10 protein-coding genes are annotated in these 15,845 nt (G+C 72.7%); 3 read left to right on the top strand and 7 right to left on the bottom strand.

The window, feature by feature from the left end:
* The first annotated feature begins 38 nt into the window (after window positions 1–38).
* The gene (locus O7627_RS18425; RefSeq protein ID WP_278094761.1) at window positions 39–584 is read left to right on the top strand and encodes a hypothetical protein; all 546 of its coding nucleotides are present in this window, start codon (window positions 39–41) and stop codon (window positions 582–584) included.
* A 182-nt stretch (window positions 585–766) separates the two neighbouring features.
* Window positions 767–2,248 (top strand): glutamate--cysteine ligase, encoded by a 1,482-nt coding sequence (locus O7627_RS18430; RefSeq protein WP_278094762.1) that lies wholly within the window; start codon window positions 767–769, stop codon window positions 2,246–2,248.
* A 31-nt stretch (window positions 2,249–2,279) separates the two neighbouring features.
* On the opposite strand, the gene treZ is transcribed toward O7627_RS18430, so the two are convergent.
* Genes treZ through glgX form a run of 3 tightly spaced genes read right to left on the bottom strand, consistent with a single transcriptional unit; the run spans window position 2,280 to window position 8,549 of the window.
* Window positions 2,280–4,043 carry a malto-oligosyltrehalose trehalohydrolase gene (gene treZ / locus O7627_RS18435; protein WP_278094763.1) on the bottom strand — a complete coding sequence of 588 codons (1,764 nt, stop codon included), beginning with the start codon at window positions 4,041–4,043 and terminating at the stop codon, window positions 2,280–2,282.
* Window positions 4,040–6,430 carry a malto-oligosyltrehalose synthase gene (treY, locus tag O7627_RS18440; protein ID WP_278094764.1) on the bottom strand — a complete coding sequence of 797 codons (2,391 nt, stop codon included), beginning with the start codon at window positions 6,428–6,430 and terminating at the stop codon, window positions 4,040–4,042. The genes treZ and treY overlap by 4 nt, the downstream gene beginning before the upstream one ends.
* Window position 6,431: 1 nt before the next feature.
* Window positions 6,432–8,549, bottom strand: coding sequence for a glycogen debranching protein GlgX (glgX, locus tag O7627_RS18445; protein ID WP_278094765.1), 2,118 nt, complete (start codon window positions 8,547–8,549; stop codon window positions 6,432–6,434).
* Window positions 8,550–8,966: 417 nt separating this feature from the next.
* Between glgX and O7627_RS18450 the strand changes: the two genes are divergently transcribed.
* The gene (locus tag O7627_RS18450; protein WP_278094766.1) at window positions 8,967–10,376 is read left to right on the top strand and encodes a glycosyltransferase family 4 protein; all 1,410 of its coding nucleotides are present in this window, start codon (window positions 8,967–8,969) and stop codon (window positions 10,374–10,376) included.
* Window positions 10,377–10,460: 84 nt separating this feature from the next.
* Here O7627_RS18450 and O7627_RS18455 read toward each other — a convergent pair whose 3' ends face one another.
* The 4 genes from O7627_RS18455 to O7627_RS18470 form a co-directional block, all read right to left on the bottom strand.
* On the bottom strand, window positions 10,461–11,744 hold the full coding sequence (locus O7627_RS18455; protein ID WP_278094767.1) for a citrate synthase: 1,284 nt from the start codon (window positions 11,742–11,744) through the stop codon (window positions 10,461–10,463).
* Window positions 11,745–11,979: 235 nt separating this feature from the next.
* Window positions 11,980–14,118, bottom strand: a complete 2,139-nt coding sequence (locus O7627_RS18460; protein ID WP_278094768.1) for a sulfatase-like hydrolase/transferase — start codon at window positions 14,116–14,118, stop codon at window positions 11,980–11,982.
* Window positions 14,111–15,565, bottom strand: a complete 1,455-nt coding sequence (locus O7627_RS18465; RefSeq protein ID WP_278094769.1) for a class I SAM-dependent methyltransferase — start codon at window positions 15,563–15,565, stop codon at window positions 14,111–14,113. The genes O7627_RS18460 and O7627_RS18465 overlap by 8 nt, the downstream gene beginning before the upstream one ends.
* Window positions 15,566–15,594: 29 nt before the next feature.
* Window positions 15,595–15,741, bottom strand: a complete 147-nt coding sequence (locus tag O7627_RS18470) for a hypothetical protein (RefSeq protein ID WP_278094770.1) — start codon at window positions 15,739–15,741, stop codon at window positions 15,595–15,597.
* Between the last annotated feature and the right edge of the window lie 104 nt (window positions 15,742–15,845).

The raw sequence follows: 15,845 nt of genomic DNA on the forward strand, positions 1-15,845 counted from the left end.
ACAATGCGTGAACGGGTAAGGACAATCGGTGGTGATTGATGGACCGGGAACTCTTCCCCGAACGGCCCGCGCACCGGCCCGGCCCGGTGATCACCGGCCGGTTCGTCCGCCTGCTCGAGGGCTACCCGAGGGAGATCAAAATCCAGCAGCCGCTGCTGGTCGCCGTGCTGACCACGGCCGGCGTCGCCAAGGTGCTCCTGCTGCTGGTCGCGTCGGTGCTGCGGGCCGGCGCCGGCAGCGGGGCCCGCCGCCGGTGGAAGGACCTCCGCAAGGGTCCGGAGTTCCTGGTCACGCCGCTGCGGCTGCGGGCCGACGACGGCGTGCTCTGCGAGATGGAGGTGCACGGCCACCTGCCGCAGAGCGCGCTGGAACCGGCCGACCACATCCAGGTAACCGTCCGCCCGCAGCGCGACCGCGAACTGGCGCCCCGGGTCGAGCGGATCGTCAACATCACCACCGGTCAGCTCCTCACCCCGCGGACCCCGACGGTCTGGTCCCACCTCGGCCCGGCCCTGCTGTTCCAGGCCGTGATCGGTCTGCTGCTGATCGGCGCGGTCGCCCTCTGGCTGGTCACCCGGGGTTGACCGGCCACCGGGGCCGGCAGCCGGCCACGATCCGCACGCGCGGCCACCGGACGTCGCACCGATTCTCCGGCGATCTGCCCCGGGCAGGGATGACCTGGCCACCCGGCGGGTAATCCCCGGTGATGGGCCGCCGGACCCGCCTCCCGCGGCCCCGACGGCGCCGAGCGACGGAAGGACGCCGGATGGGCGAGGAGGTCGCACCCCGCACCTTCACCCGGCAGGACCGGTCCCGGTACCGGGAGAAGGTCCGGCGCTGCCTGGACGTCCTCGCCGAACTGCTGCGGGAGGAGCGGTTCGAGACGGACCGGCCGCTGACCGGGTTGGAGATCGAACTGAATCTCGTCGACGACCGGTCGGCCCCGGCGATGCGCAACGCGGACGTGCTGGCGGTGATCGCGGACCCGAAGTTCCAGACCGAGCTGGGGCAGTTCAATCTGGAGATCAACGTGCCGCCCCGCCGGCTCGCCGGCACCGGCCTGGCCGACTTCGAGAACGAGGTACGGGCCAGCCTGAACTCGGCGGACGGACGGGCCGGGACGATCGGGACCCACCTGGTGATGATCGGTATCCTGCCGACGCTGGCCGCCGGCCATCTCACCGCCGACGCCATCTCGGCGAACGCCCGCTACCGGCTGCTCAACGAACAGATCTTCGCCGCCCGGGGCGAGGACCTGGAGATCCGGATCAACGCCGCGGAACGGCTGGTGGCCACCGCCGACACCATCACCCCGGAGGCGGCCTGCACCAGCACCCAGTTCCACCTGCAGACCGCACCGGCACAGTTCGCCGCCTACTGGAACGCGGCCCAGGCCATCGCCGGGATACAGGTGGCGTTGGGCGCGAACTCGCCCTTCCTGTTCGGGCGGAAGCTCTGGCACGAAACCAGGGTCCCGCTCTTCCAGCAGGCCACCGACACCCGGCCGGCGGAGATGAAGGCGCAGGGGGTCCGGCCGCGGGTGTGGTTCGGCGAACGCTGGATCACCTCGGTCTTCGACCTCTTCGAGGAGAATGTGCGGTTCTTCCCCGCGCTGCTGCCGGTCTGCGACGACGAGGACCCGGCGGCGACGCTGGCGGCCGGCGGGGTGCCGGCGCTGTCCGAACTCCGGCTGCACAACGGCACGGTCTATCGCTGGAACCGGCCGGTCTACGACGTGGTGCGCGGCCGGCCACACCTGCGGGTGGAGAACCGGGTCCTGCCGGCCGGCCCGACCGTGCTCGACGCCATCGCCAACGGCGCCTTCTACTTCGGCCTGGTCCGCCAACTGGCCGAGTCGGACCGGCCGCTGTGGTCGCAGATGTCGTTCAGCGCGGCCGAGGAGAACTTCCACACCTGCGCCCGCAACGGCATCGACGCCCAGGTGTTCTGGCCCGGCCTGGGCTACCTACCGGTGGCCGAACTGGTGCTGCGCCGGCTGCTGCCGATGGCCGCCGACGGGCTGGACCGCTGGCAGGTGGCGGCCGCGGAACGGGACCGGCTGCTCGGCGTCATCGAGGGCCGCTGCCTGACCGGCCGCAACGGGGCGACCTGGCAGCTCGGCACGCTGCGACGGCTGGAGGAGGGCGACCACCTCGACCGGCCCGAAGCGCTGCGCGAGACGCTGCGTCGCTACCTCCCGCTGATGCACAGCAACGACCCGGTGCACGAGTGGCCGGCGGACGGCTGACCGGCGCGTCACGCGCGCCCGGACCGCCGACTCAGGTCGCCACCACCACCGCCGACTCGGCCGGTAGCTCCACCACGTCCCGCATCGCCGTCACCCCGGGACCGGTGGCCAGCAGCACCGACCGGACCACCTCCGGCAGGTTGATCCGCCGCGCCCGGCCGGCCAGATTGGCGGCGACCACGCACCGACCCCGCCGGATCACGATGAACTGGTCACCGCAGCGGACATCGACCCGGTCCAGCCGGGGATCGGAGAGGTCGGCGCGGCTCTTGCGCAACGCGATCAGGCGGCGGTAGAAGTCGAGCAGCTCCCGGTGCGCCGGCCGGTCCAGCTCGGCCCAGTCCAACCGGGACCGCTGCACGGTGGCCGGGTCCTGCGGGTCGGGCACGTCGCCGGCCGGCCAGCCGTGCGCGGCGAACTCCCGCCGCCGCCCGCTGGCCACCGCCGCGGCCAGCTCCGGCTCGGGGTGGCTGGTGAAGAACTGCCACGGGGTGCTGGCCCCCCACTCCTCCCCCATGAACAGCATCGGGGTGAAGGGCGCGGTCAGCAGCAGGGTCGCGCCGACCCGCAGCAGCCCGGGCGACAGGGTGGCGGAGATCCGGTCGCCGGTGGCGCGGTTGCCGATCTGGTCGTGGTTCTGCAGGTACGCGACCAGCCGGTGGGCCGGCAGCCGGTCCCGGTCGATCCGGCGGCCGTGCTGGCGGCCCCGGAAGCTGGACCAGGTTCCGGCGTGGAAGAAGCCGCCGGTGAGCACCTCGGCCAGGCACTGCAGGCTGCCGAAGTCGGCGTAGTAGCCCTGCCGCTCGCCGGTGAGCAACGTGTGCAGCGCATGGTGGGCGTCGTCGTTCCACTGCGCGTGCAGGCCGAACCCGCCCGCCTCCCGCGGTGTCACCAGCCGGGGATCGTTGAGGTCGGACTCGGCGATCAGGGACAGCGGCCGGCCGAGGTGGGTGGAGAGGGTCTCCACCTCGGCGGCCAGCTCCTCCAGCAGCGGCGTCGCCCGGCTGTCGGCGAGCGCGTGCACGGCATCCAGCCGCAGCCCGTCGACGTGGTAGTCGCGCAGCCACATCAGCACGCTGTCGATGATGTAGCGGCGTACCTCGTCGGAGTGCGGGCCGTCGAGGTTGATCCCGCTTCCCCAGGGGTTGGCGCGCTCGGACAGGTACGGCCCGAACAGCGGCGCGTAGGCCCCGGAGGGCCCGAAATGGTTGTAGACGACGTCGAGGATCACCCCCAGCCCGCGCGCGTGCGCGGCGTCGACGAGGCGCTTCAAACCGTCCGGCCCGCCGTAGGGCTCGTGCGGGGCGTACCAGCAGACCCCGTCGTAGCCCCAGTTGTGCTCACCGTTGAAGGCGTTGACCGGGAGCAGCTCGATCAGGTCGACGCCGAGCGCGACCAGATGGTCGAGGCGGTCGATCACCCCGTCGAAGGTGCCCGCCGGGGTGAACGTCCCCACGTGCAGCTCGTAGAGGACGCTGCCGGCCAGCTGCCGTCCGGTCCAGCCCTGGTCGGTCCACTCGAAGGCGGCGTGGTCGTAGCGCCGGCTGAGGCCGTGTACGCCGTGCGGCTGCCACCGCGAACGCGGATCGGGCAGCGGCTGGTCGGAGTCGTCGAGCAGGAACCCGTAGTCGGTGCCGGCCGGCGCGTCCGCGGCCGGTAGCCGCCACCAGCCGCCGTCGGCCGCCGGCAGCTCGCGGTCGGGCGAGCCGGGCACCCGTAGCCGGACCCGGCGGGCGGCGGGCGCCCAGACGGCGAACCCACCGCCGGCGGGCGGTTGCCCAGCAGAGTCGATCATGGCACCACCAGCGGGTCGGCGGGGGCGAGCAGCGCGACCGGATAGCGGTCGAGCAGGTCGGCCACCGCGATCTCATCGCCACTGTAGACCCGCCCGGTGAACACGTCGCGGCGAACGGCTCCGGACCCGGACGCCGCCGCGTGACCGGCGGGTGAACGGGCCCCGGCCGGCCCCGTACCGGTCGGCCCCGACCCGGTCGGTACGGCTCCGGCCGGGTCGGGCAGCCGCAGGGTGGTGCCGGCCCAGCCGCCGCGCCGGGCCAGGCCGACCGGCAGCCGGGTGGCCACCGCGACCGCGCCGCCCCGGTCGAAGGCGAGCAGGTGGTCGGCGGCCGGCCCACGGACCGGCAGCGGCCGGTAGCCGGTGAAGAGTTCCGGCCGGTCCCGGCGCAGCCGCAGCGTCCGGGAGACCACGAGCAGCTTCGCCGCGCCGGTCGCGTCGACCGGCGGCAACCAGCCACCGTCGATCCGGTCCAGCAGCTCCCGGCGGACGGCGAAATCGACCGGGCGCCGGTTGTCCGGGTCGACGAGCGAGTCCTCCCACAGCTCGGTGCCCTGGTAGACGTCCGGCACCCCGGGCATCGCGAGCTGCACCAGCTTCTGGCCCAGCGAGTTGGTCCAGCCGGGCGCAGTGATCCCGGCCGCGAAGGCGGCCACCGACTCGTGCAGCGTCGGCTCGTCGTAGATCCGGTCCACCATCGCGTGCATGGCGCGTTCGAAGTCGACGTCCGGCTCGGTCCAGCTCGTCGAGACGCCCGCCTCCCGGGCCGCCTTCTCGACGTACGCGTGCAGCCGCTCCCGGCTGATCGGCCAGGCCCCGACGACGGTCTGCCAGATCAGGTGCGCCAGCGCCGGGTCGGGCAGCGGCGCCTGCTCCGCCCACCCCCGCACCGCGGCGGTCCACCGGTCGGGCAGTTCGGCCAGCACCGCCAGCCGGGCCCGGACATCCTCGCCGCGCTTGGTGTCATGGGTGGAGAGGGTGGTCATCCCCGACGGCCAGCGCTGCGCCCGCCGGGCCGCCGCCCGGTGGAACTCGGCCGGCGCCACCCCGAAGTGGGCCGGCGAGCCGCCCACCTCGTTGCCGGCGATGAACCGGCTCCACCGGTAGTAGGCGGTGTCCTCCACCCCCTTGGCCATCACCGCGCCGGTGTACTGGGGGAACCGGGCCGCCAACTCGTCGGCCGGGTCACGCAGCCGGGCGGCGAGGGCGTCCAACGCCCCGGCCAGGTCCGGCCGGCGGCGGCCGGCCTCCGAGCGGGCCGCGGCCAGCTGCCGGGCACCGTGCGGCGGGTAGCCGCGGTAGACGGGGAAGTTGGCCGCCAGCTCGGCCAGCGCCTCGGCGGCGCCGGTGATCTCGGGCGCCAGCCGGGTCAGCCGGGCCAGCTCGGCGGCGAGCAGCCGGGTCGCGGCCGCCAGCTTGGTGGCGTGGGTCAGCTCCGGCCAGGAGGTGGCCCGGCCGGTGAACCGGGTGTCGAACGCGGTCAGCTCGGGCTCGCCGGCCGGGTCGACGAAGACCCCGCAGACCTGCGCCAGGGCGTCGTACCCGGTGGTGCCGTCGACCGGCCAGTCGGGCAGCTCCTCGCCGTACTCCAGGATCTTCTCCACCAGCAGCCAGGCGGCCGGCGCGGCGGCCCGCAGCCGGGCCAGGTAGCCGGCCGGGTCACGCAGCCCGTCCGGGTGGTCCACCCGGATGCCGTCGACCTCGCCGGCGGCGAACCAGCGCAACGGTTCGGCGTGCGTGGCCTCGAAGACCGCCGGCTCCTCGACCCGCAGCCCGGCCAGCCCGGACACCGCGAAGAACCGCCGGTAGTTGAGCTGGTCGTCGCACCGCCAGGAGACCAGCCGGTAGTGCTGCCGGTCGTGCACCGCCGCCGGGTCGTCCCCGGGCCCGGCGGTGCCGTCGGCGAGCGGGAAGCGGTGCTCGTGGTAGCGCAGCTCGCCGTCGACGACCCGCAGGTCAGCCAGCGCGTCCGGGGTGTCGGCGAGCACCGGCAGCACCAGCCGCCCCCGCGACCAGTCGATGTCGAACCAGGTGGCGTACGCCGAGTCCTGTCCCCGGCGCAACAGGTCCCACCAGGCCGGGTTGGCCGCCGGTACGGCGACCCCGGCGTGGTTGGGGACGATGTCGATGACCAGGCCGAGGCCGGCCGCCCGCAGCGCGGCGACCAACCGGCGGCGGGCCGGTTCGCCCCCCAGCTCCGGGTTCACCGCCCGGTGGTCGACGACGTCGTAGCCGTGCGCGGACCCCGGCGTGGCGGCCAGCAGCGGGGCGCTGTAGAGGTGGCTCACCCCCAGGTCGGCCAGGTAGCCGGCGACCTCGGCGGTGCGGTCCAGGTCGAAGTCGGGGCGGACCTGGATCCGGTAGCTGGCGCTGACCGGCCGCGCCATCTCAGGGCCGCCGTTCGAGGACCAGCAGGGAGCGGTCCGTGACCCGCACCCGGCCGCCGGGCTCGACCAGCTCCTGGCTGTCGGAGGCAGGTTCCGCGGTGCTGATCACCGGCTGCCACTTCTGGCCGTAGTCGTCGCCCGGCAGGATGAAGTCGAGCGGGGCGTCGTGGGCGTTGAAGCAGAGCAGGAACGAGTCGTCGACGTGCCGCTGGCCGTACTGGCCGCGTTCCCGGATGCCCTCGCCGTTGACGAAGAGCAGCACCGCCCGGCCGAAGTCGTTGTTCCAGTCCTCCGCGGTCATCTCCCGGCCGTCGGGGGTGAACCAGGCCAGGTCGGGCAGCGGGGCGCCGGCGATCCGGGTGGCCACCGGCAGACCGGTGAAGAACCGGCGGCGGTGGAAGACCTGGTGCCGGGCCCGGAACGCGGTGAGGGACCGGACGAAATCCAGCAGGTGGGTGTCGGCGTTCTCCCAGTCCACCCAGGCCAGCTCGCTGTCCTGGCAGTAGGCGTTGTTGTTGCCCTGCTGGGTCCGCCCCAGTTCGTCGCCGTGGCCGAGCATCGGCACGCCCTGCGACAGCAGCAGGGTGGCCAGGAAGTTGCGGCGCTGCCGGGCCCGCAGCGCGAGCACGTCCGGATCCTCGGTGGGTCCTTCCACGCCGCAGTTCCAGGACCGGTTGTGGCTCTCGCCGTCGCGGTTCTCCTCGCCGTTGGCCTTATTGTGCTTGTCGTTGTAGGCGACCAGGTCGGCCAGGGTGAACCCGTCGTGGCAGGTGACGAAGTTGATGCTGTGGAACGGCCGGCGCCCGTCGTCCTGGTAGAGGTCGGCCGAGCCGGAGATCCGGGAGGCGAACTCGGCGAGGGTGGCCGGTTCGCCCCGCCAGAAGTCCCGCACGGTGTCGCGGTACTTGCCGTTCCACTCGGTCCAGACCGGCGGGAAGTTGCCGACCTGGTAGCCGCCGGGGCCGATGTCCCACGGCTCGGCGATCAGCTTGACCTGGCTGACAACGGGGTCCTGCTGCACCACCTCGAAGAAGGTGGAGAGGCGGTCCACCTCGTAGAACTCCCGGGCCAGGGTGGCCGCCAGGTCGAACCGGAAGCCGTCGACGTGCATCTCCTGCACCCAGTACCGCAGCGAATCCATGATCAGTTGCAGTGAGTGGGGGCTGCGCACGTTGAGGCTGTTGCCGGTGCCGGTGTAGTCGACATAGTGCCGCCGGTCATCCTCGGCGAGCCGGTAGTAGCTGGGGTTGTCGATGCCCTTGAAGCCGAGCGTCGGGCCGAGGTGGTTGCCCTCCGCGGTGTGGTTGTAGACCACGTCGAGGATCACCTCGATGCCGGCGGCGTGCAGCGCCTTCACCATGCCCCGGAACTCCTGCGTCTGCTGGCCGAGCCGGCCCATCGCGGAGTAGCCGTGGTACGGCGCGAAGAAGCCGATCGTGTTGTAGCCCCAGTAGTTGCGCAGCCCGAGGTCGGCCAGCCGGTGGTCGTGGACGAACTGGTGCACCGGCATCAACTCCAGCGCGGTCACCCCCAGCCGCTTCAGGTGCTCGATCACCGCGGGGTGGGCGATGCCGGCGTACGTGCCGCGCAGCTCCTCCGGCACGTCCGGGTGCCGGCGGGTCAACCCCCGCACGTGCGCCTCGTAGATCATCGAGTGGTGGTACGGGGTCCGCGGCGGCCGGTCGTTGCCCCAGTCGAAGTACGGGTTGACCACGACCGCCTTCGGCATGTACTGGGCGGAATCGGTCTCCGACATCCGGTCCGGGTCGTCGAACTCGTAGTCGTAGACCGCCGGATGCCACTCGACGTCCCCGTCGATCGCCTTCGCGTACGGGTCGAGCAGCAGCTTGTGCGGGTTGCAGCGCAACCCGTTCGCCGGGTCGTACCGGCCGTGCACCCGGAAGCCGTACCGCTGGCCGGGCTCGATCCCGGGCAGGTAGGCGTGCCAGACGTAGGCGTCGACCTCGCGCAGCGGCACCCGCCGCTCGGTGCCGATGTCCCACTCGTCGAAGAGGCACAGCTCCACCGACTCGGCGACCTCGGAGAAGATCGCGAAGTTGGTACCCATTCCGTCGTAGGTGGCGCCCAACGGGTAGGGGTCACCCGGCCAGACCTGCATCTCGCTCCCTCGTCCGGTCGACGCGGCGCCCGTGCCCGGACGGCGCGACGCCGGTCGCCCGGAGCGGCGACCGGCGTTGGCCGGTATTGCCCCGGCGGCATTCGCTGCAATCCAGTGTCCCGGGGAGAGGGCCCGGTCGGTAGTCGAGGTGTCATCGGTCACCTTCGGCCCGCCGGAGGTGCGGTCGCGTCCCCGGTGCCCTATTTCTTGTAGGGGAGCCGTCCACCGCACCGAAGCGGCGGGACGGGTCCACTCGGCCGATCGGCCACCTCACCCGCACCGAACCGCCAAGCCCGCCACCGCGGCCGGCTTCCGGCTGCCCCGCGCCCGACGGCAGCCGGGCCAACGCGACCCGCCCGCAACAACGATCCGCCCCGCAACGAAGATCCCGCCTAGACCGAAGATGGAGACCGCATCGTGACGACCCGACGGGTCGGTGAGCAGCTCGCGAGCGCCCCGTGCCGCCCCTCCCCCACCTCCCGTTCGCACGTATCGATGGTCGCGGCACCGGATCAGACCGGGTCCGCGTCGCCGGACCGGCCGCGCCGCATCCTGATGCTCTCCTGGGAGTACCCGCCGGTCCTCGTCGGCGGACTCGGCCGACACGTCCACGCCCTCGCCACCAGCCTCGCCACCGCCGGCCACGACGTCACCGTCATCACCCGCCACGCCGACGGCGCCCCCCTGGAGGAATACACCGACGGCGTCCGCGTCATCCGCGCCCCCGAAGACCCCGTCGGATTCGCCCTGGCCACCCCCACCCTGCTCGCCTGGACCATGGCCTTCAACCACACCCTCACCCGCGCCGCCCTCCGCGCCGCCGACACCAGCGGCGGGTACGACATCATCCACGCCCACGACTGGCTCGTCGCCCACACCGCCGTCACCCTCAAAGAACACCTCAACCTCCCCCTGGTCACCACCATCCACGCCACCGAAGCCGGCCGACACCAGGGCTGGCTCCCCGACGACCTCAACAAGACCATCCACTCCGTCGAACACTGGCTCAGCCACGAATCCACCCGCCTCATCGTCTGCTCCGAATACATGCGCCAACAGGTCACCGGGCTGTTCGACGTGCCGGCCCGCCGGGTCGACGTGGTCCCCAACGGGGTCGAGGCGTACCGGTGGCAGGCCCCGGCGACCGCGGTGGCCGACGCCCGGCGGCGGTTCGCCGGGGACGGACCGCTGGTGACCTTCGCCGGCCGGCTGGTGTACGAGAAGGGCGTGCAGCACCTGATCGCGGCGCTGCCCCGGCTGCGGGCGGCGCACCCCGGGCTGCGGGCGGTGATCGCCGGCGACGGTCCGTACCGGCCGGCGTTGCAGGCCGAGGTCGACCGCCTCGGCCTGGGCGGCACGGTCGCCATGCCCGGCTTCCTGGGTGGGGTGGAGCTGCCCGCGATGATGGCGGCCTCGGACTGCTTCGCGGTGCCCAGCATCTACGAGCCGTTCGGGATGGTCGCGCTGGAGGGCGCCGCCGCCGGTGCCCCGCTCGCGGTCGCCGCCACCGGCGGCCTGGCCGAGATCGTCGAACCCGGCGTCACCGGGGTGACCTTCCCGCACAGCGACCCGGACGCGCTGGCCGGGGCGGTGCACGACCTGCTTGTCGACCAGGAGCGGACCCGGACGCTGGCCCGCCGGGCGCGGGGCATGGTGCGGGACCGGTACGGCTGGCCGAGCATCGCGCACCGCACGGCGGCCAGCTACGACACGGCGGTGGCGCTCTCCGCCACCGTCACCGCGGAGCAGGTGGCCGCCCGGATGGCCAACCCGGGTGTCGCGCCGATCCCGGAGGGCAACCTGCTGGCACTCGCCGGCGCCTACTGACCCGCTACCGACGACTCCGGGGTGGTCGTCGGGCCGAGTGGACTCGGCCCGACGACCACCCCGGGGCGGTCGCGGTGGGTGCGGTCAGCGGTTGTCGACCGGGACGTAGGCGCGCTCGGGGGCGCCGGTGTAGAGCTGGCGGGGCCGGCCGATCTTGGTCTCCGGGTCGGACATCATCTCCCGCCACTGGGCGATCCAGCCGGGCAGCCGGCCGAGCGCGAACAGCACGGTGAACATCTTGGTCGGGAAGCCCATCGCCTTGTAGATCAGGCCGGTGTAGAAGTCCACGTTCGGGTAGAGCTTGCGCGAGACGAAGAAGTCGTCGGCCAGCGCGATCTCCTCCAGCTGCAGGGCGAGGTCCAGCAGCGGATCGGGCTTGGACATCCGGCCGAGCACGTCCTGGGCGGCCTGCTTGACGATCGCGGCGCGAGGGTCGTAGTTCTTGTAGACCCGGTGGCCGAAGCCCATCAGCTTGACGCCCTGCTCCTTGGCCTTGACCTTGCGGACGAACGCGGCGACATCGCCGCCGTCGGCGTCGATCTGCTCCAGCATCTCCAGGACGGCCTGGTTGGCGCCGCCGTGCAGCGGGCCGAAGAGGGCGTTCACGCCCGCCGAGATGGACGCGAAGAGGTTCGCCTGACTGGAGCCGACCAACCGGACCGTCGAGGTGGAGCAGTTCTGCTCGTGGTCGGCGTGCAGCACGAAGAGCATGTCCAGCACCCGGGCGACGACCGGGTCGACCTCGTACTCCTCGGCCGGCACCCCGAACGTCATGCGGAGGAAGTTCTCCACGTAGTTGAGGGAGTTGTCCGGGTAGAGCATCGCCTGTCCGATGGACTTCTTGTACGCGTACGAGGCGATCGTCGGCACCTTGGCCATCAGCCGGACCGTGGAGATCTGCACGTGCTCGGCGTCGAACGGGTCGAGGCTGTCCTGGTAGAAGGTGGAGATCGCGCTCACCGCGGAGGAGAGCACCGCCATCGGGTGCGCCTCGCGGGGGAATCCGTCGAAGAACCGGCGCATCTCCTCGTGCAGCAGCGAGTGCCGGCGGATCTGCTCGGTGAAGGTGGCCAGCTCGGTGGCGTTCGGCAACTCACCGTAGATGAGCAGGTAGGAGACCTCCAGGAACGACGACTTCTCCGCCAACTGGTCGATCGGGTAGCCGCGGTAGCGGAGGATGCCGGCATCACCGTCGATGTAGGTGATGTCGGAGGAGCAGGCGGCGGTGTTGACGAAGCCCGGATCGTAGGTGACGTATCCGGTATCCTTCAGCAGCTTGCTGACACCGACGCCGGACGGCCCCTCCACGGCGGGATGTACCGGCATCGACAACTGGCCGTCGGGGTGCTCGAGTTTGACATCCGTCATGTGAGGTCCTCATTTCGGCGGCATGTCGTCGTTGAAATTGCCTTCACTTTTACCGTAATCGCATGGTGCGTGGGCCGCCCGGCGTGGTCCGGCTGTGAGGGATGCGTCACCTCGGCCCGATGGGGCGCCCGATGACGGGTGGGGCGGGCGGGAAAAGTCGGTCACCCACGAGTCGTGCCGCCCGCCGGGCGGCACGGACCGAAAATCTGCGGGTACGGCCGGTCAGGTGGTCCCGTCACCCGGGCGGGGTGGCCAGCCGGGTCAGCACCGGGCCGTCGGCCACCGCGAAGATCTCCAGCTGGTTGCCGCCGGGGCTGAACAGCGACTCGTCCGGCAGCAGGGCGGCGAACCGCCGCCCCTCCGGATCCGGTGGGACCACCGGGGCGACGGCGCCGATCCGGCCGTTGACCGCGACGGCGAGCAGCGTGCCGTCCGGAACCTGCTCGGCCACCGTGCCGTAGACCAGGGCCGGCAGCCGGCCGCTGTCCGGATCGATCCGCGCGAACTCCGCCCGGTTGGTGACCGTCACCGCGCCCCCGTCCCCGCCCTGCGCCACCGGCAGGTCGGCCACCGCCCGCCCGACCAGCTCGGGCAGCGGCGGGTCGGGCAGCGTCGGACCACCCACCCCGCTGGTCACTTCGGCGAAGGTGGCCGGACCGGGGATCTCCAGCCGGTCCCCCGGCTGGTCGTGGAAGTACTTCTCGGCGCGGTCGCGGGGCGCCGCCAGGCCGGAGACGCCGTCGGTCCGCCACGACACGGGTACGCCGGCCAGCTCGGCGACGGTCGGCAGCAGGTCGACGTGTTCCCAGTTGCGGTCGTCCACCGCCGCGGTGCGCTGGCCCGGCCGCTTGATGAAGGTCGGCACCCAGAGCACCTCGGCCGGCGACTGCCGGACCGCGTTCAGGCTGCGGCCCTGCACGCCCGGGGTGAAGCTGACCCCGTGGTCGGAGGTGAGCACCACCACCGCGTCGTCGTAGAGTCCGGTCTCCTCCAGCGTCCGCAGCGTCTCGCCGACCAGCCGGTCGGTGTACGCGACCTGCGCCAGGTGCCGCTGGTGGGCCAGCGACACCCACCAGTCACCGTCGTTGCGCATCCCCGGCCCGGATTCGTACCGGACGCCCGAGGGCAGGTAGTTCCACGGCGAGTGCGGCATCAGCAGGTGCAGGAAGTGCAGGGCGGGCCGGTCGGCGGGGCGCAGCTCGGCCAGGAAGTCGGTGAACCGGGCCGGCTGGTTCTCGTCGAGCCGGTCCCACCGGAACGTCGGGTCGGTCGGGTCCGGCGCCGGGGTCGGCGTGGGCGTGAGCCGCCCGCCGGTCGGCGAGCCGGCCTCCCGCCGGGTCTCCTCCCGATAGGCGGTCTCCGGGTCCCGGTCGCTGTCGTACGGCGAGACGATCTCCCACAGCAGCGTGGCGCTCTCCCGCAGCAGCACCGGCAGGCCGCCGCGGGTGGTCTCCCGCCGGTCCTCCGGGCAGACGCTGGGCGGGCAGAGCTGGCTGATGGTCTCCCGGACCCGCACGTCGTAGTCGGCGCCGAAGGCGGTGAAGAGGTTCTCCGGATACTGCGAGTAGTGCGGGGCCTGCTCCCGGCTCGGATACCGGCCGGTCAGCATGGCCGGCAGGGCGTACGGGGTCCAGCCGCTGACCGCGGTGGAGTTGCGGTACCAGGTCGACTCGCCGGCCAGCCGGGCGATGTTGGGGTAGCGCGTGGCGTCGATCGCGCCGCTGGAGTCCAGGAGGGAGACTAGCGGGAACTCGTCGAGGACCAGCATCACCACGGGCGGATGCGCGGCGTCCGGGCCGGCGTCGGCGGCGGCGCCGGGTTTCTGACCGGGCAGCACGACGGCCGACGAGGGGGAGGCGAAGACGAAGAGCAGCACGAAGACCGGCGTCCCGATGGAGGCCACCCGCAGCACCTGCCCGGGTACCCGCCAGCGCCGGTAGGCGTACCCGCCGGCCACCCCGACGGCCAGGGCCAGCAGGAGCAGCGGCACCCCGCGTACCGGGAGCAGGTGCTTGCCGACCTGGACGGCGAGCGCGGCGGTGAGCCCGCCGACGGTGCCGACCTGGACCCAGGCCCGGACCGCCGGGCCGGCCAGCCCGGTCAACGCGCCGGCCGCCCAGAGCAGCACCGGGGGCAGCAGCGCGAAGAGCGCCACCAGCACCAGCACGTCGGCCGACCCGGCGCCGTGGAACAGGAAGAAGTCGGGGCTCCGGCCGGTGACGTCGAGCAGCGGCTGGGTGATGACCAGGCCGCAGAGCGCCAGGATCTCCAGCAGCGCCCGCAGCTCGGCCCGTCGGCGGCCGCCCGCACCGTGGTCACCCCCACCGGCGCCCGTCGGACCGGCCGGGTCCGACGGGCGTGGTGGTTCAGTCATCCGGTATCCCGACGTAGAGGGTCCGGGTGCCCGACGGCAGCTCCTCCCGCCGGGCGATCGTGCACCGGGCGGCGAGCAGCCGTTCGAACTCGTCCCGCCGGTAGTCCGGGAAGAGCCCGGCGGGCTTGTTGGCCAGCAGCCGGCGGGCCATCGGATCCTCCGGGTGCACGAACTCGACCACCAGCCGGCCGCGCGGTCCGGCCGCGGCGAGGAAGCTGACCAGCCAGTCGACGACCTCGGCCAGCGGCACGTTGCGTCCGATCGCGAGGTGGTGGATCACGGCCAGCGCGAGCACCGCGTCGGCCTGCCCGCGGCTGGTCAGCGAGGCCCGTTCGACGCCCCGCCAGCCGCCGCCGGGCGACGGGTCCGCGAGGTCCATCACCAGCGGCAGGATCCGGCGCTCGCCGTCGGCGCGCAGCCGCTGGTAGAGCCGGTCGACCACTGCCGGGTCGCTCTCCAGCGCCAGCACGTACCCGGCGTGCCGGGCGGCGATGCTGGCGTACGTTCCGTCGTTGGCGCCGAGGTCCAGCACCAGGTCGGGGCCGCCGGCCTCGGCGAGCACCTCGTCGACGAACCGTTGCTTGTGCGCCCGGTCGGCGTCGGAGTAGGTGCAGGTCTCCTGGTAGTCCGCCCAGTGGCTGGCCGGCGGTTGCCAGTCGAGCCGGTCGACCAGCTTGCGCACGGCGCGGACGGTGGCCAGCACCAGCTCACGTGAGAAGCCGGCGTCTCGCAGCTGGCCGCGTACCGCGTCGGTGCTGTTCGCGGCGTTGCGGTTCTGCATCGCGTCGTGCAGGTGGACGTGCTTGAGCACGCCGGCCCGGAACCGGCGGGTGCCGCCGAACATCCGGCGCATCTGCCCGGCCTCCACCCCGTCGACCCGGGACCGCAGCCAGGGCTGGAAGTCCAGGCCGAGATGCGCCTGGAGCATCAGGGGGTAGAGCATCGTCTGGCAGAACTGCCGGTAGCCGGCCCAGGGCTCACCGTCGCGGGCCGCCTCGAACGAGCCGATGTCGATGAACAACGGCTCCGACCCGCGCCACTGCACGTTGTAGGCCGAGCCGTCCTTGGTGGTGAAGCCGGCCGCCAAGGCCTCCCGGAGGATGTCCAGGTGCAGCAGCGCGGCGTCCCGCAGCATCGCGAACGACCACTCGTACGGATACGAGACGAACGGCACCCGTTCGTGGCGCAGGACGGTGCTCCAGTCCGCGCCGACGCCGGCCGGCAGCTCGGTCGGGTCGACCGCCTCGGTGGCGCAGATCCTGCCCTCGGCGACCAGCCGGGGGAAGAAGTCGGTGCCGGCCAGTGCCAGCCAGTCCTCGGCGGCACGTGGACCGAGCCCGCGGTAGACCTCGTCGCCGGCGTAGAAGACCCGGTTGGCGGGGTCCCGGAAGGAGCCCGGTTCGGTCCGCGTCACGGGTTCGGCGGGGGCGGGGTGTGGTGGCGCCATGTCAGTGGATCCGCTCGTCGCCCCGCCGCTCAGTCCTTCTCCGCGGACTGCTTGCGGAACCGGCCGGTCAGCCGCCGCCAGTACAGCTTGGCGGCCACCGCCACGCCGGCCACCCCGCCGATGACGGCCTGCACGATCAGACTGCCCGAACCCGCGTCCAGGTAGGCCACATCCATCCGGCTATCTCCTATCCGGTCAACCCCGTGCCCAAATAACGCCCCGCGCCGCGTCTCGACCCGAGCGCTGTCGGACGCGTGACAACACGACGAAGGCCCGTTCC

This window comes from Solwaraspora sp. WMMD1047, from assembly GCF_029626155.1.
Taxonomy (GTDB): domain Bacteria; phylum Actinomycetota; class Actinomycetes; order Mycobacteriales; family Micromonosporaceae; genus WMMD1047.

Excerpts from the sequence above, each read along its gene's own strand:
- O7627_RS18425 (WP_278094761.1), top strand. The coding sequence starts at position 39 with ATGGACCGGGAACTCTTCCCCGAACGGCCCGCGCACCGGCCCGGCCCG.
- O7627_RS18430 (WP_278094762.1), top strand. The coding sequence starts at position 767 with ATGGGCGAGGAGGTCGCACCCCGCACCTTCACCCGGCAGGACCGGTCC.
- treZ (WP_278094763.1), bottom strand. The coding sequence starts at position 4,043 with ATGATCGACTCTGCTGGGCAACCGCCCGCCGGCGGTGGGTTCGCCGTC.
- treY (WP_278094764.1), bottom strand. The coding sequence starts at position 6,430 with ATGGCGCGGCCGGTCAGCGCCAGCTACCGGATCCAGGTCCGCCCCGAC.
- glgX (WP_278094765.1), bottom strand. The coding sequence starts at position 8,549 with ATGCAGGTCTGGCCGGGTGACCCCTACCCGTTGGGCGCCACCTACGAC.
- O7627_RS18455 (WP_278094767.1), bottom strand. The coding sequence starts at position 11,744 with ATGACGGATGTCAAACTCGAGCACCCCGACGGCCAGTTGTCGATGCCG.
- O7627_RS18460 (WP_278094768.1), bottom strand. The coding sequence starts at position 14,118 with ATGACTGAACCACCACGCCCGTCGGACCCGGCCGGTCCGACGGGCGCC.
- O7627_RS18465 (WP_278094769.1), bottom strand. The coding sequence starts at position 15,565 with ATGGCGCCACCACACCCCGCCCCCGCCGAACCCGTGACGCGGACCGAA.
- O7627_RS18470 (WP_278094770.1), bottom strand. The coding sequence starts at position 15,741 with ATGGATGTGGCCTACCTGGACGCGGGTTCGGGCAGTCTGATCGTGCAG.